The organism is Alicyclobacillus dauci, assembly GCF_026651605.1.
GTDB lineage: Bacteria > Bacillota > Bacilli > Alicyclobacillales > Alicyclobacillaceae > Alicyclobacillus > Alicyclobacillus dauci.
The window spans coordinates 4,538,262-4,552,800 of the sequence record NZ_CP104064.1; the positions used below are offsets into that span (position 1 = coordinate 4,538,262).

The 14,539-nt window shown below is 53.3% G+C and carries 17 protein-coding genes; 8 read left to right on the top strand and 9 right to left on the bottom strand.

Annotated features, from left to right (window positions below):
* Positions 1 to 41: 41 nt before the first annotated feature.
* Together NZD86_RS22600 and NZD86_RS22605 are read right to left on the bottom strand one after the other, a co-directional pair.
* Complete coding sequence (locus tag NZD86_RS22600; protein ID WP_268044322.1) at positions 42 to 581, bottom strand: hypothetical protein; 540 nt, start codon at positions 579 to 581, stop codon at positions 42 to 44.
* Positions 578 to 1,765 carry a ParM/StbA family protein gene (locus tag NZD86_RS22605; protein WP_268044323.1) on the bottom strand — a complete coding sequence of 396 codons (1,188 nt, stop codon included), beginning with the start codon at positions 1,763 to 1,765 and terminating at the stop codon, positions 578 to 580. Before NZD86_RS22605 ends, NZD86_RS22600 begins: the two co-directional genes overlap by 4 nt.
* A gap of 277 nt (positions 1,766 to 2,042) precedes the next feature.
* Here NZD86_RS22605 and NZD86_RS22610 point away from each other — a divergent pair, with 277 nt between their 5' ends.
* Positions 2,043 to 2,906, top strand: a complete 864-nt coding sequence (locus tag NZD86_RS22610) for a protein kinase family protein (RefSeq protein ID WP_268044324.1) — start codon at positions 2,043 to 2,045, stop codon at positions 2,904 to 2,906.
* Here the strand turns inward: NZD86_RS22610 and NZD86_RS22615 are convergent.
* Entirely contained in the window at positions 2,888 to 3,655 is a 768-nt protein-coding gene (locus tag NZD86_RS22615) for an ABC transporter permease (protein ID WP_268044325.1), read from the bottom strand. The genes NZD86_RS22610 and NZD86_RS22615 overlap by 19 nt on opposite strands.
* The gene (locus NZD86_RS22620; protein WP_268044326.1) at positions 3,652 to 4,383 is read right to left on the bottom strand and encodes an ABC transporter ATP-binding protein; all 732 of its coding nucleotides are present in this window, start codon (positions 4,381 to 4,383) and stop codon (positions 3,652 to 3,654) included. The genes NZD86_RS22615 and NZD86_RS22620 overlap by 4 nt, the downstream gene beginning before the upstream one ends.
* Before the next feature lie 87 nt (positions 4,384 to 4,470).
* On the opposite strand from NZD86_RS22620, the gene NZD86_RS22625 reads away from it, so the two are divergent.
* On the top strand, positions 4,471 to 5,478 hold the full coding sequence (locus NZD86_RS22625) for an NADP-dependent oxidoreductase (RefSeq protein ID WP_407655193.1): 1,008 nt from the start codon (positions 4,471 to 4,473) through the stop codon (positions 5,476 to 5,478).
* A gap of 86 nt (positions 5,479 to 5,564) precedes the next feature.
* Here NZD86_RS22625 and NZD86_RS22630 read toward each other — a convergent pair whose 3' ends face one another.
* Positions 5,565 to 6,242 (bottom strand): NlpC/P60 family protein, encoded by a 678-nt coding sequence (locus tag NZD86_RS22630; protein ID WP_268047014.1) that lies wholly within the window; start codon positions 6,240 to 6,242, stop codon positions 5,565 to 5,567.
* A 244-nt stretch (positions 6,243 to 6,486) separates the two neighbouring features.
* Between NZD86_RS22630 and kynA the strand changes: the two genes are divergently transcribed.
* Both kynA and mgrA read left to right on the top strand, forming a co-directional pair.
* Positions 6,487 to 7,344, top strand: coding sequence for a tryptophan 2,3-dioxygenase (kynA, locus tag NZD86_RS22635; protein WP_268044327.1), 858 nt, complete (start codon positions 6,487 to 6,489; stop codon positions 7,342 to 7,344).
* A gap of 21 nt (positions 7,345 to 7,365) precedes the next feature.
* Positions 7,366 to 8,355 carry an L-glyceraldehyde 3-phosphate reductase gene (gene mgrA / locus NZD86_RS22640; RefSeq protein WP_268044328.1) on the top strand — a complete coding sequence of 330 codons (990 nt, stop codon included), beginning with the start codon at positions 7,366 to 7,368 and terminating at the stop codon, positions 8,353 to 8,355.
* 65 nt (positions 8,356 to 8,420) lie between these two features.
* Here the strand turns inward: mgrA and NZD86_RS22645 are convergent, their stop codons facing one another.
* Complete coding sequence (locus NZD86_RS22645; RefSeq protein WP_268044329.1) at positions 8,421 to 9,668, bottom strand: MFS transporter; 1,248 nt, start codon at positions 9,666 to 9,668, stop codon at positions 8,421 to 8,423.
* A 134-nt stretch (positions 9,669 to 9,802) separates the two neighbouring features.
* Positions 9,803 to 10,099 carry an ArsR/SmtB family transcription factor gene (locus tag NZD86_RS22650; RefSeq protein ID WP_268044330.1) on the bottom strand — a complete coding sequence of 99 codons (297 nt, stop codon included), beginning with the start codon at positions 10,097 to 10,099 and terminating at the stop codon, positions 9,803 to 9,805.
* 201 nt (positions 10,100 to 10,300) lie between these two features.
* Between NZD86_RS22650 and NZD86_RS22655 the strand changes: the two genes are divergently transcribed.
* A complete protein-coding gene (locus tag NZD86_RS22655) occupies positions 10,301 to 10,882 on the top strand; it encodes a TIGR00725 family protein (RefSeq protein WP_268044331.1) in 582 nt (193 codons plus the stop codon).
* 146 nt (positions 10,883 to 11,028) lie between these two features.
* On the opposite strand, the gene NZD86_RS22660 is transcribed toward NZD86_RS22655, so the two are convergent.
* Both NZD86_RS22660 and NZD86_RS22665 read right to left on the bottom strand, forming a co-directional pair.
* Positions 11,029 to 11,958, bottom strand: coding sequence for a slipin family protein (locus NZD86_RS22660; RefSeq protein ID WP_268044332.1), 930 nt, complete (start codon positions 11,956 to 11,958; stop codon positions 11,029 to 11,031).
* 12 nt (positions 11,959 to 11,970) lie between these two features.
* Positions 11,971 to 12,381: a GntR family transcriptional regulator gene (locus NZD86_RS22665; RefSeq protein WP_268044333.1), complete on the bottom strand. Its 411-nt coding sequence runs from the start codon at positions 12,379 to 12,381 to the stop codon at positions 11,971 to 11,973.
* A gap of 203 nt (positions 12,382 to 12,584) precedes the next feature.
* Between NZD86_RS22665 and NZD86_RS22670 the strand changes: the two genes are divergently transcribed.
* From NZD86_RS22670 to NZD86_RS22680, 3 genes are all read left to right on the top strand, one after another.
* Positions 12,585 to 13,634, top strand: coding sequence for a L,D-transpeptidase family protein (locus NZD86_RS22670; RefSeq protein WP_268044334.1), 1,050 nt, complete (start codon positions 12,585 to 12,587; stop codon positions 13,632 to 13,634).
* A 78-nt stretch (positions 13,635 to 13,712) separates the two neighbouring features.
* Positions 13,713 to 14,270, top strand: coding sequence for a DNA-formamidopyrimidine glycosylase family protein (locus tag NZD86_RS22675; protein WP_268044335.1), 558 nt, complete (start codon positions 13,713 to 13,715; stop codon positions 14,268 to 14,270).
* Between the two features lie 92 nt (positions 14,271 to 14,362).
* Positions 14,363 to 14,527 (top strand): zinc finger domain-containing protein, encoded by a 165-nt coding sequence (locus NZD86_RS22680; protein ID WP_268047016.1) that lies wholly within the window; start codon positions 14,363 to 14,365, stop codon positions 14,525 to 14,527.
* Positions 14,528 to 14,539: the final 12 nt, after the last annotated feature.

The following is a 14,539-nucleotide window of genomic DNA, read 5'->3' on the forward strand; positions in this document are numbered from 1 at the left end:
TCCGCCCCCCGCGATCGCCGTCCGGCCGCAACGCGACAGATCTACGATCCGTTGCTGCTGCTCGCCACCCAGGCTTTACGCTGTTGCCGGAGCAAGGCGATGGGATCTATTTTGGGAACCGCTTTTTCAACTTTCACAGGCTCCGGTTCCACCGCCGGCTCGGTTGCTCTGCTCTCTACCTCGGCCTTCTCATGCGCCACAATTTGCTGCTGCGGTGCTGGCGTCACGCGGCTGGCGGACTTGCCTACCTCATGGCGGGCCGCGTCAGCAGGCTGTGTCGATCCATCCGTTCCTCCCGCCGCGGCCACAGGCGCGCCCGGCTGAACCTGCGCATCCTGCGTACCCGCCGCCTGGCTAGGTGTACCATGTTCAGCCGGTGCACCCTGCGAGGCGGGTGCACCTTGGAGTCCGTGTACGTACTGCTCGATTATCTGAAGGACCTCGTAGCTGAAATCGCCGCGCTGTTTTAATCGCGACAAGAACTCGCACACTTCAGGCGGCGTGTCAGACGCGATGTATACATGAAACAAATCGCCGTGACCCAGCGTCTTCTTACGCGTCTTGCGTCGCCGTTCGGTCAAGCTTGTTCATCTCCCGCTGCTGCTGGTGCCTTGGCTTCGGTCGCTGCAACCTCCTCGCCTGAGTCGATGGCTGACTGTAGGGAGCGGAAGGTGCCTCGAAGATTGCGCAGCTGACTGTACTCGTGGATATCGAAGCGCAGTGGGTGGCCTTGGCGCTCAACGTCTTTAATGTATCCAGCGAGAATGGAGGCGCCGCCGCCGATGAAGAGGAACTCCTCCGCGTCTGGTGCTTCGGCCCAAGCGTCGAGAACGCGCTCCAGGACATCCCGTGCGAGTTCGGTCAGGTGCAAGTTCGCAATATCGCCGATGTTCCCTTTGACGAGACCTTGCCATTTCACTTCGTAATCCTTGTTCACAAGGCGTTCGATGACGTTGACGTCGTTCTTGATGAACTCTTGGCCCTGGCTGGCGTTGAAGTCTTTCCGGATCCGCGTGATGATATCGTTCAAGTTGACGCGAAATCCTGTCGACGTGTAGTCGTCCAATTGAAGACCTGGTTTGAAGAAGGCGATGTCCAAGTCGATCCCGCCGAGATCGGCAACGCCAAACGACTTCTCAGCGAGTGTACTCTTCGGTTCGCTGGCCAGATCGATGATGCCGGATACGTTGTCCACGTTGATTCCGTCCGGTAGGGAGATTTGGATTTCAACTTCCACACCCTCGAACTGCGGCGTCGATTGGAATGCCACCATATGTACACCGCGCGTGAGCTTGTCCGCGAATGATTGAGCTTCGCCGACCTCAGCGATAGGTAGGCCGATACCCAAGTGAACGTGTGCGCGAATGCGGCGCACGCCGTTCTCGATCTGCTTCTCATGTTTCTCAGCGATGGCATATGCCAATGCACCAAGCGTTGTGATCATGGTTTCCGGTCGTTGCGATTTCATCTGGGAGGCTTTGTGCCCGATGATTGCCTGAGCTCTAGGGTGACGGGATGCAAGAACACCGATTTGAAAATGACGGCCGTACCCTTCTGGAATCGATGGGGAGACGATTTCGAGATCGAGGTTTTCGAGCGGCGTACCTTGGTTCAAGATGACCTTCCGCTTTTGGTCAGATTGCACAGTGACATTGGGAAACATAAAAGTTTGGTCAATCCTGTCATACGCCGCTTTGACGAAACTATTTCCGTTATCAACTGCGACCACGATGTCCGTATTCAAGATCTGAGGGTCTTTGCCCATCCAATTCAATCCCTTTCGTATTAAAGCACTGTATGACGTGATTATATTTTCCCATGCATAACTGGTCAATGAGTAACTAGATAAGTAGTCAATTAATTAATGCATTGACTACTTGTCTAGTTCATCATTTAACTAGTTATTTCATGTACTAGTTAACTACTTAATCTACCATCAACAAACTCTTGCTGTACTTAGCTTCTCGCCCCTGTGATATAATCCATTTAAACGTTCGGGCAACGGAGGAATTGTCGTGCAGAATTCACCATTCCTACCACAATTGACAGGATTCAGCATGTTTCCGGAACAACACCCGGGACAAGCGAATTTTGTATTTGACGGTTACCTAGATAGACAACATGTTGTGACTCGACTACCGAGACGGGACCACGGCGCGGTAGCGCCCTTTTACGACGGAGTTAGCAGTCTATTCGGATCCGTTTACGCCAACGCTTATCATTACCGAAACGTCGCACAGATGTTGCGGGTACACAGCCCGCTGTTCGTACCAGAGCTCATAACCTGTTACCCATGGAATGATGGACGATTCATGCCCACCCATCGATATGTCGAGGGTCGTGCTGCCAGCTCTTACGATGAACTGACCGAGAGTGGCTCGCGGGCGTACGGACGTTTCCTGGCAACGTTGCATGGAGGAGTGTCCACAACGGGCTTTGGTTGCTACGGAAACGTAAAAGGTGCGGGATCGTGGTGGCCAACCGTTCGGACCACAATCCAGCACCTGCTCAATCGATATGATCACGACGACGCCACGTATACGGAGGCACGATCCGTCACCGAGTGCATCCAGCACCTGCCCGAACCCGCCCGTTTCGCGCCGATCATGCTCGACCTCGATCCTTCGCAATACTTCATCACGAACGGGCACTTCTGCGTCCTTATCGACATCGATTTCTATGTATTTGGACCACCCGAACTAGAACTCATTGCACTTGAATCCATGTACCCCGGCCGACTGGCCACATCGTTTCGTAGAGGATATGAGTCGCTTCGGCCCTTCCCGGACTTGTCCACCGTCCGTCGTGTCTATCGGCTGCTCAATCGCCTGCTCCGCGTGCGTGGGGACCTGCCCTACCGTGAATGGCACGACGCCCCAGCACTCTTTCAAACGCTCTCGCGTTGACCACGGAAGGCCAATTGCTGGTACTTCGTGAATAACCGAGGGTATGTCAAGAATCCGATCACGATGCTCGTCACCGCCGACCCCGCCAGGATGCAGAATAGAATCATCAACTGGTACCGGATCGCCACGACCGGATCTGCACCGGCGATAATTTGCCCCGTCATCATGCCCGGCAGCTGCACCAACCCCGTGGTCTTCGTTGAATCGATGGTAGGAATCAGGCCAGCGCGAATGGCCTGCTTGAGGTGCGGCCATATGGCTTGCCGGGGCGTTCCCCCAAGAGCCAATACGGTGTCAATTTCAGCCCGCTGACTGGTCGCTTCAGCTTGCAGACGATTTAGCAGAACCCCCGCCGCCACCATCGCATTGCCGACAATCATGCCACTGATGGTGATGACGTACCGCGGCTGAAATGGTACGACATGCAGGCCAAGCAGAACGCCCAGCGTGACAACTTCCGTGATGACCAGCCCTGCAGCAATCCTCCACCAGACCCCGGGAATGGCCTTCGCACGCGATCTCGCGTTCAACGTCGCAACCAAGATGATCAGCAGCACCATCGCGATAATTAAAAACGCGTTATTCACATCGAAGACAAACTTGAGAATATACCCAACGATGATCAACTGAATGGTTGCGCGTACGGTTGCAATCAGTAAATCCCGCTCAACACCCAACTTCAGCCACAACGACAAGACCATTGCGAGCGCGACAAATGCCAGTGTAAAGGACAGCGTTGCAAAGCTCATTGTTCCATCTCCTCCGTCATCTGTTCCAGAAATGCGCGGGCCTCGTCAGACGAAGGTGCAGCGAAAAACGATGCCGTTGAACCGACCTCAATGAGCCGCCCCTCCGCCATGAACCAGATGTCGTCGGCAACGCGTTTTGCCTGGGCGAGATCGTGTGTCACCCAAAACAGCGTAGCTCGTAATTTCTCGTGAAGATGAAGAATGGTACGCTCCACCTCCTGCTTAGCGTGCACGTCCAATGCCGAGGTGACCTCGTCTAGCAACAGAATCTCCGGCTCCATCGCCAGCACCCGCCCTAAAGCCACACGCTGCTTCTGTCCGCCGGACAGGTCTTCCGCCTTTCGACCGAGCAAATCTCGCGACAGGCCAATGTCCTCCAGCAGCGATCCTGCGTCTGAAAGAACCTGACCGTGAAGGCGCAACCCGTAGGCCAAGTTCTGCTCCACCGTACCCGGGAAAATGGTGGCCGCTTGAAATACCATGCCAACTTGACGGCGCAAACTTCTTACATCCCACTCCCGGACTTCGCGGCCCAGGACATACACCTTTCCGGAAGAGGGGGACCGCAACATGTTGCACAGCGACAACAACGAGCTTTTGCCGGCACCGGATGGACCAATGATCGCCGCGACACGCCCTCTCCCAACGCTTCCACTGACACCCCGCAGAATCTCGTCCCCGCCCGCTTCGACCGTCACGTTCTCAAAGCGGATCGCCTCGTCTGTCATGTCTTCCCCACTCCTTGAATCACTGTTCGCTATGGTATACTGTGGAAAAACAATCCACTGCTCATACATATATTTGGAGGTGTCCCTGTGACTGTTCAGCAAGCACAGCGAATCGTTCTCGCATCACGTCCAGTAGGAATGCCAACCCATGCCAATTTTCGCACCGAGACAACCCAACTCCCGCCTCTCCAACAAGGCGAAGCCCTCGTCAAAACGACCTATCTCTCCGTCGATCCTTACATGCGCGGTCGCATGAGTGAGGCTAAGTCATATGTTCCACCATACCAGATTGACGCCGTCATGGGTGGCGGAGCCGTCGGCGAAGTATTGGAGTCGAAGTCCGACACCTTGAAGCCGGGCGACACCGTCGTGGGCGAACTCGGGTGGCAGACACATGCAGTTGTCTCCGCCGACCGACTGCACAAAGTGAACACAGACCTCGCCCCCGTCACGACCGCTCTCGGACTCCTCGGAATCACAGGGCTAACCGCGTACTTCGGCCTCGTCGACATCTGTGACCCGAAGCCAAACGAGACCGTCGTCGTCTCCGGAGCGGCTGGAGCTGTCGGCATGGTCGTGGGGCAAATCGCAAAGATTCTTGGCTGCACCGTGATCGGGATCGCTGGATCGGACGAAAAAGTCGCGTATCTACAAGACGAACTCGGATTCGATCACGCCATCAACTACAAGACCACAGAAAACATGTACAAAGCCATTAAGCAGGCGTGTCCGGGCGGTGTCGACGTGTACTTCGACAACGTCGGCGGCACGATTTCTGACGCCGTTTTGGGGAATATCAGCGATGGTGCGCGAATCTCCATCTGCGGTCAAATCGCACTATACAATCTCACCCAAGCGGACGTCGGTCCACGCGCGCAGACACCAATTCTCATCCACCGTGCCATGATGAAGGGCTTTATCATCATGGACTACGCACAACGCTTCCCTGAGGGCGTGAAACAACTGGCCAAGTGGTACGGCGAAGGCCGACTCAAATCGGAAGAGACCGTTGTCGACGGGTTCGACAAAACGGTTGACGCGTTCCTGGGCTTGTTTACCGGTGCAAATCTAGGCAAACAGCTTGTCCGCGTCTGACTACAAAAAGACCAGGTCCATGGCGACCTGGTCTTTTTTCATGTATTCTCTAACAAAAATCCCGCTCAAGAAGACGTCAGAAATCTCTATAGGACTCGCCTTGCACCTGCGTAATGAGCGGCATAGTAAGGGTTGTCCAGCGACGTGATGATTACTTGCCCCTTCCCGGAAGACTCCTCAATAAACTGCCGGTTCCCGAGATAAATTCCCACATGGCTCACACCTGCTTTCCACGTGTCAGCAAAGAACACCAGATCTCCAGGTTGTAGGGCCGCCTGCGTGATGGATGTCCCTACCGTGGACTGCTCTGTGGATGTCCGAGGTAATGTGACGCCATTTTGTCCATAAACGTACTGAACGAAGCCAGAGCAATCAAAGCCAGACGGAGCCGTGCCGCCCCATACATAAGGTGTCCCGAGGAACCCTTTCGCGGTCGCAATAATAGCTGAAGCCTTACTCGGTGCCGAATTAGTGCTGGAAGCGGTGCTGTTACTCGAAGCGGTGCTGCTATTGGAAGAAGTAGTCGACGCGGGATTCGCTACTACAGTGGATGGAATCTGGATGACTTCACCCGGGTACAAAATATCCGGATTAATTAATGGATTCAGGTTCTCTAAAATAGACGTTGTTGTCTGAAATCTCTGTGCGATCTTCCACAGTGTCTCACCCGATTGAACGGTATGCTGTGTGTCTGCCATCGCAACGGGTGCTGCTATTGATAAAGCAGTCATAATAGAGCCGAGAGAAATGGCCACGCGCTTCATTGTCTTCACGCTATCAAACCCCTTAAAGTCCGCGTTTGCGGTATCTACCCAGAGTGTAGCTGGAAATCAAAAATCTCTCAATAAAATCAGTAACTTATGGAAATGTAATATATTATAGCCAATGATTCAAATGACGTTTACTTATGTAAATTGCATGCACGCCACCCAATTGAAACTGACTCTAGAAGCATGTAACCGATTTCGGTATTCTAACAGTAGGCAAATAAATGAGGTGCAGCGACTTATGTCCGATTCGTCCAGACTACCCGGCCAAGGTGGTAGCGTGCTGGAATCCGGGATCCAAACCGACTTCACAAACGACATGACTTATGGTGATTACCTGCACCTGGATACGGTTCTATCCAGCCAGCATCCACTCTCTGGGCATCACGATGAAATGCTGTTTATTATCATCCATCAAGCCAGCGAGTTGTGGATGACACTTGTTTTACATGAGCTGGATGCGGCAATCCGGTCCATCGAAAAGGACCATCTTGAACCGGCATTCAAAATGCTAACCCGCGTATCCCGCATACAACAGCAACTGATTCAATCATGGGACGTCCTGTCAACCCTGACACCCGCGGAGTACATGGAATTCCGGGACAAACTGGGTCATGCGTCCGGCTTCCAATCCTATCAAAATCGGCTGATAGAATTTGCACTCGGGCACAAGAAGTCAAATGTCCTCAAGGTCTATCAGCATCAACCCGCTCTCTACGAACGCCTGCGCCGGGCACTGGAAGCACCCAGTATTTACGATGTGACACTCAAGGCACTGGCCCGACGCGGCTTCACGATCGACGCCACGTGCCTCCATCGAGATTGGTCCCTGGACTACACGCCCCACGCGACTGTCGAGCAAGCCTGGCTGACTGTGTATCGCAATGTTGGTCAGTATTGGGACCTATACGAACTCGCCGAAAAATTGGTAGACGTCGAGGATCGCCAGCAGCAGTGGCGATTCAGCCACATGAAGACAGTTGAGCGAATCATCGGGCATAAAACAGGCACGGGCGGATCGTCCGGGGTAACGTACCTCAAACAAGTACTCGACCACCGCTTTTTCCCCGAACTCTGGACCCTCCGCACAAAGTTGTGAATACGAGAGGAGCATCTTTGCATGGAATACTTAGCTGACGCGAACCGATACACTTCAATGCAGTACAGACGCTGCGGCCGATCCGGCGTAAAACTTCCCGCCATCTCCCTCGGCCTGTGGCACAATTTCGGCGGTGTCGACACCCTGGAAAACAGCCGCGCCATGATTCGCCGCGCCTTCGACCTGGGCATCACCCATTTTGACTTGGCAAACAACTATGGGCCACCGGCGGGATCGGCAGAGGAAAACTTTGGCCGCATCCTCAAAGAAGATTTAGCGGCATACCGCGACGAGATGATCATCTCAACCAAAGCAGGCTACTATATGTGGCCGGGGCCCTACGGCGACTGGGGCTCAAAGAAGTACCTCGTCGCAAGCCTCGACCAGAGCCTGAAGCGCATGGGCTTGGAGTACGTGGATATCTTCTACTCCCATCGTCCCGATCCCGAGACACCACTGGAAGAGACCATGGCGGCACTCGATCTCGTCGTGCGCCAGGGCAAAGCCCTCTACGTCGGGCTCTCCAACTACGACGCAAACCAAACCAAACAGGCTGTCTCCATACTGAAACAACTCGGCACACCGCTGCTCATCCACCAGCCGCGGTATTCCATCCTGGACCGTTGGATCGAGGATGGCTTACAAACTGTCCTCGAGGATGAGGGTGTGGGGTCCATCGCGTTTTGCCCGCTCGCTCAAGGTCTGCTCACGAGCAAATACCTGACGGGTATCCCCGATGATTCCCGTGCAGCAAAAGAGTCAAGTTTCCTGAAGGAATCCGATATCACGGAAGCAACCGTCAACAAAGTACGAGAACTGAATGTCATTGCCCAACAACGAGGGCAGTCTCTCGCACAGATGGCACTTGCCTGGGTTCTCCGCAGTGGCCGTGTGACGTCCGCGCTCATCGGTGCAAGTCGAGTCGCTCAAATCGAGGAGAACGTCGCAGCATTAGAGCAGTTGTCGTTCAACGACGACGAATTGTCCGCTATCGACCAAGTCCTGCGGTAAGGATCCCCCTCGTTGGCGAGCGAGTAAACATCGTGTAAGCGCCCGGCTACATCGCCGGGCTGTTTTCACTGTTTGTAAATGCTCTGCTTCCCACGAATGCCCCCGAGTCGTACATTCTTCAGCGGCAATACGCCGCTTAGCGAAAATAGTACAGCTGCCAACAGTAGCCCACCCGCTGTTTGCAAACTGACAGACACGAAGCCACCAGCATGCATGTAAAGCCACCCGGCAGACCACGTTCCCACGGTCGATCCACCATACATCAACGCATTCGCAAGACTGGAAGTCGTCCCACGGAGATTAGGTGCGATCGACTGCATCATAGCCATCATGACCGGAAAGACGGTGCCGAAGCAAAGCGCTGTCAGGCCCCAGAGTAAGCGAATGGGGAACAGAGTCGTACACACCGGTATAGTGAGCGCGACGACCGTCAGAATGAACAGCGCACCAATTAGTACCTTCCCTTGCCCAAACTGCTGGACCGCGCGGCCCCCAAAGAGACTGCCCAGTAGGTTGCCGACGCCAAACCACAGCATCAAGAGTCCTACGACGACTTCAGGTGCGTGAAAACGATCCGCCAGCCAAATCCCTATGTATGAAAACCTGCCAAAGTTCGCTGCCTGCAGGAGAAAGTAGGCGAGAAACACGAGGCACGCAGTCCTCGACGACAGTAGGGTGCGATAAGGTTTGAGGAGAGAGGATTTGGGGCGTGATCGGGATGGGTAGTTGGGTTGTGTTTGCATGGAGGGAATCACCCAGGAAATAAGGGCCGCAACAACCATGGCAGCCATTGACACGGCGTAGAAAGGCACGCGCCAGCCGAGTGTGGACAGACAGCTCCCTATCGGGACACCGAGTGCTTGTGATACAGCAAGCCCCGCTGTGGCAATTCCCATTCCTCGAACAACTTGAGCAGGTGGCAGCAACGTCGCAATTGCAGCCCATACTTGCGGCGACGCAATGGCAGCGGCAGCACCCGCCAAGAAGCGAAAGCCGATCATCCACCAAAATCCCCCCGCTACTCCACACAAAAACGTGGCCGCCGCGAAACTCACCATGCCTATCAGCAGAACTCGTTTTCGATCCCAGCCGTCCGACAACGGCCCTATCACCAAAGCAACGGAGGCATAGCCGAGCGCATAGGCACTCACCAACCAGCCAGCGTTTGCAGTAGACACGTTGAACGTGCTGCGAAGAACTGGAAGGAGCGGTGCTACAAGGAATGTGTCCGTCCCGACAATAAACATCAGCAAGAAAAATAAGACAAGCATTCGATGGTATCTAACGGATTGAGCAGCATAGGCGAATCCCATTATGTATTCTCTCCTTACGATGAGCGCTGTGGGGTTCTAGATGTCTAGACTAATTCATCATGTAATATAATAGTTAAATAACTATTGAACTAAAGAACAAAAGAGAAGGACTCGTTAGACACTGAACTCTAAGGTTAAAGTGTCTGTAGGAATCCCGGTAAGTAACGTTCAAATGTATCGAACTCAATGCTCATATACTTCAATTGCCCCTCTTTCCGAACGATGATCAGTCCGGCCTCACGGAGCGTTCGGTAGTGGTATGATGCGTTTGATTTCGATGCCTCGCAGTGATTCCCCACCTCGCCGCATGTCATCTCGTGACGATTGCGATATAGCGTGCGAATGATCTCCAGACGTGTCGGATCCGCCAGTGCTTTGAAAATTTTTACACGAACTTCATTCTCTTTTACTTGCTCTTGTTCAATAATCATAGAACTATAATACAGCTTGGGCGGAAAAAAACAACCTTTCTTCGAAGCGCCTGGACAGGTTCATACATTTCTTCCGCTTCAATTCCCCTATAATATAACGTGGATTTAGGACTACCACGAAGCGCAGCGCCTTACGGGACATGAACAGGAATTCGACATCACGACAATAACTAGCTTTCATTGACAAAACGAGGTGCACACATGCTGAGAATTGGTGTAATCGGACAGTCCGGTAAGGTTGACGAAGAAACACTCCGACTTGCTGAGGAAATGGGAAAAGAAATTGCGTCGAGAAAGGCAATTATCCTGACAGGCGGAACGAACGGAGTGATGGAGGCCGCATCGCGTGGCGCGAAGCTGGCGGGTGGACTGGTTGTCGGGCTTTTGCCAGGAGACGAGTCCCAGGTGGCGAATGAATATGTCGATATCCCCATTACGACCGGATTTGGGTTCGATTTTCGGAGTATGGTACTCGTGCATTCCTCGGATGCGGTGGTCATGATCGGTGGTGGCGTCGGCACATTGGTTGAGTTATCTGCAGCGTATATGTTGCACAAGCCAGTCATTGTCCTCGAACCATCGAGCGGCTGGGCGAAGCGAGTGAAGGACATTGCTTATGAGGGGCTTTATCTCGATCATCGACGCGAAAACTACCCCCACCAACTCGATTTCGCCTCCACTCCGAAGGATGCATTCGATCTGATTCTGACACGGGCGAAAGAAGTCCCGAGCGCTCATTCGACGGCTTCTGACACCTCAGGGGACATCTACCCGAACAAGTGACGCTATACCGCTATTACAGGACCGACCGAAGCCGCGATCACGCCCTCATAAGGAGGACTTGGTTCACGCGGCTTCGACGGTCCATCATTCATCCCTAAAAGGAGTAAGGTTAGAGGTTCGTGCCTTTCACCAAACGGCCATTTTTCTCAAGAATGACTCGTGTGTCCCGCTTCTTGACCCATATTTCCCATCTCTCGAAGCTTCTCCGAACTGACAAAGCCCAGCAGATTCCCCACATTTGCTGCATCTGCGAGCGAACTTGGAACGACAATCATCGATGCTTTCTCTTTAAGGCCCTCGTAGAGAATGTTCATAGCCCGTAATTGCAGCGCGATAGGATTGCTATTGTACATTTCAGCAGCCTGCAAAAATGATTCTGCAACTTGTTTTTCAGCCGTTCCGAGAATGGCACGAGCATTCCGCTCCCGCTCCGCCTGAGCCGCTCTTGACATAGCGTCCTGCAGACTGTTCGGAATGCTGATGTCACGGAGCTGCACGTCCTGAATCGTGATGCCCCAGGGCTCCGTGCGTTCGTCCATCACCCGCTTCAGTTCCTCGTCCATTGTTTCGCGTGAACTCAGTAAGTCTTCTAACAACGTCCGTCCAATCAAGTCCCGCAAAGCCGTTTGAGCGGCCCAAGCTACAGAGCTCTCAAAATCCGCCACTTCAAGGGCCGCCTTTTGTGCGTCCCACACCATCCAAAAGAGGACGGCATCGACATTGACTGGCACGGTGTCCTTCGTGAGCGTCTGTTCCGCTGTGAACTTGGTCGTAATAATGCGCTGATCAATCCAAGTCGGAACTGTATCAACCAGGGGAATAATGAAAAACATACCCGGGCCAGCAAGCGCTTTAAATTTCCCGAGTCGAAGCACCACAGCCTTCTCCCATTGATCGGCGACACGAATAGAAGTGGCAAACACCCACCCCACTAAAATGATCAGTATGCCAATTACTGCCCCAAGCACATGATGCCTCAGCGCAATTCCAGCCCCTACACCGAGACCAATAAGCAAGAAGACAATAAATATGAATCGCTGAATCCCCGCGATATTTCGATTTGCCACTTCATCCACACCGCTCATCCCCTATTCACCATCTCTTCGTACTTCGTGTGCGTCATTCGGCTGTGAACGTTCTTGTAGCGCGGCCAACAGTTCCGCACGTGTGATTCCTTGTGCCTGCGCCATTTCGACAACAAGTGTCACGAATTTCTCCACCAATGCCACCCTCTCACCCGGCCTTTCAGCCCACTCTCCTCTGTCGCGGACAAACGTCCCTTTACCCTGTTGCGTACGGATGTAGCCATCCCGCTCGACTTCTGCGTAGACGCGACTGACGGTGTTGACGTTGATCCGAACGTCCACGGCGAGCTGTCGTACGGTCGGAAGCTGGTACCCGGGCGGCCATTCACCGGTGATGATTTTCTGGATAATGTTCTGCTTCATCTGCAAATAGAGCGGAACACCACTGCTAGTGTCCAGCTGCCATTCGGTCACTTGTTCACCCCCTGCGCACTGATTATTGTAATAGTACATTATGACAATCAGGCAGTAAAGATTCCCAATAAAAATATTTCTTGGCCACCAGACTTCGACAGCTTGTGACTTCCAAGGAATGCTAGACTAGCACCAAATTTAGTATAAACGGACAATATGATGCCTTCTTCTTAGAATATCGCAGAACAAGAGGTGTGAAGGTAATGAAACTCTCATCTATCGGAAAGTGGCTATTAACCATACTCTCGGTGATGATTATCCTCGTGCCAGGGCGCGGGGCAAACGACAAATTGGCGCCCGATCCGGTCGTCTCTGCGGCAACCACGTCATCCACAAAAGCGCCGCCTCTGACACCTGCTGCGAACAGCGGAAAGTCCAAGTCAACTGGGGCGTCTTCAAGCGGATCGAACGCATCCACTGGAGGGGACATAAAAAATACAGGCAACACTGCGACACAATCAGAGAACAATCGCCCGTCGATACCCGTGTTGGCACTGGGTGCCAAAGGCCAAGCTGCACTGTGGCTCAACGAGACGTTAGCAGCACTACAATACCTTCCACTGGGGTTCACGCCTAGCGCAGAAGTGTCGGAAGATGCAAGTAGCGAGTCAACATCTAGCGGTCCCTCACCCGCTATCGCGAACACGTTGGCTGCCACACTTCAAGACGCCACGCTTAAACCCATTCCGGGGACCTGGTCGTGGAAAGCCAAATACCCGACATCCCTCACGAATCTGTGGAACGCGAATGCCGTCTCCGTAATTACGGAAGGTGCCATTATTCGATTCGAACACGATCACGGCCTGGACATTGACGGAATAGCCGGTCCGCAAGTCGACAACGCACTGCTGATTGCGCTGACCAAGGGGCAAATCGAAAATAAACCTTATACCTATGTCACGGTGTCGAAAACGGATCAAGAGCATCTCGATATCTGGCAAAACGGGAGCCATATCTACAACACGCTCGTCAATACAGGCATTTCCGCATGTCCAACGCCAAACGGCACCTGGCCCGTTTTCCTGCGGCTGACATCCCAGACGATGCGAGGCAAGTCCCCTTCTGGTGAACCATACAACGATCCCGGGGTACCCTGGATCAACTACTTTTACAAAGGTTGCGCCATTCACGGATATGTTCGTCCTACATACGGGTCACCCCAGAGTCTCGGCTGTGTGGAACTACCTGTAAGTAACGCCCAAAAAGTCTACTCCCTCCTCGATTACGGAACACTTGTCACGGTGGGAAGCTAATCACTGATTTGACGAGTTCAGGCACATTAGATCCCTCTAATTCGTCCACTCTATAAGAGTGACAAGGAGTGGTCGTCAGTGCCTGAATTGCCAGAAATGGAGACGTATCGAAGCTTGCTTTTACAGACGGTGGTCAATCAACGTGTCACGGTTGCCCACGTTCAACGGGAGAAGTCTATTAACGTCCCGGTTACCGAATTCAAGCGACGCGTCGAGGGCAGGCGGATCGGCAATATTACTCGACGCGGTAAACATATTCTATTTTGGCTTGATTCCCAGGACATTCTGTTGCTCCACCTGATGCTTGGGGGCTGGATGTACTACGGCACGATGGCAGATAAGCCGGACCACGACAGCCAAGTGGACTTAACCCTTGAGAACGATCACACCCTGTTCTTTTTGGGGCTCCGCCTCGGCTACTTACATGTTATTGACATGCCGTCACTCACCGAAAGATTGCGCGATATGGGCCCTGAACCGCTCGATCCGGCGTTTACGGCCGATGACCTGCGAACCGCATTGACACACAAACGCGGGTCACTGAAATCTGCACTCACCGATCAACACTGTATCTCTGGCATCGGAAACCGCTATTCAGACGAAATATTTGCTTCGAGGCCGGTATTCTCCCATTAACCCGTGTGCCGAACTTGGAGGCGGATCGAATAACACAGTTGTATGACGCTATTCGAACGACGCTCAAGCGAGCCATTTCCTACGGTGGATATATGGCCCGCCCGTATCAACGCACGGACACGCAAACAGGAGGCTATGATACTCACTTTCTCGTCCACGGCAGAGGAAACGAGCCATGCCCCCGCTGTGGGCACCCCATCACGCAGACGGAGCACGCCGGTCGCAAGCTATTCTACTGCAGTCATTGTCAACACTAGGTGGTCTTCGAC

Excerpts from the sequence above, each read along its gene's own strand:
- NZD86_RS22605 (WP_268044323.1), bottom strand. The coding sequence starts at position 1,765 with ATGGGCAAAGACCCTCAGATCTTGAATACGGACATCGTGGTCGCAGTT.
- NZD86_RS22615 (WP_268044325.1), bottom strand. The coding sequence starts at position 3,655 with ATGAGCTTTGCAACGCTGTCCTTTACACTGGCATTTGTCGCGCTCGCA.
- NZD86_RS22620 (WP_268044326.1), bottom strand. The coding sequence starts at position 4,383 with ATGACAGACGAGGCGATCCGCTTTGAGAACGTGACGGTCGAAGCGGGC.
- NZD86_RS22630 (WP_268047014.1), bottom strand. The coding sequence starts at position 6,242 with ATGAAGCGCGTGGCCATTTCTCTCGGCTCTATTATGACTGCTTTATCA.
- kynA (WP_268044327.1), top strand. The coding sequence starts at position 6,487 with ATGTCCGATTCGTCCAGACTACCCGGCCAAGGTGGTAGCGTGCTGGAA.
- mgrA (WP_268044328.1), top strand. The coding sequence starts at position 7,366 with ATGGAATACTTAGCTGACGCGAACCGATACACTTCAATGCAGTACAGA.
- NZD86_RS22645 (WP_268044329.1), bottom strand. The coding sequence starts at position 9,668 with ATGGGATTCGCCTATGCTGCTCAATCCGTTAGATACCATCGAATGCTT.
- NZD86_RS22650 (WP_268044330.1), bottom strand. The coding sequence starts at position 10,099 with ATGATTATTGAACAAGAGCAAGTAAAAGAGAATGAAGTTCGTGTAAAA.
- NZD86_RS22655 (WP_268044331.1), top strand. The coding sequence starts at position 10,301 with ATGCTGAGAATTGGTGTAATCGGACAGTCCGGTAAGGTTGACGAAGAA.
- NZD86_RS22670 (WP_268044334.1), top strand. The coding sequence starts at position 12,585 with ATGAAACTCTCATCTATCGGAAAGTGGCTATTAACCATACTCTCGGTG.
- NZD86_RS22680 (WP_268047016.1), top strand. The coding sequence starts at position 14,363 with ATGGCCCGCCCGTATCAACGCACGGACACGCAAACAGGAGGCTATGAT.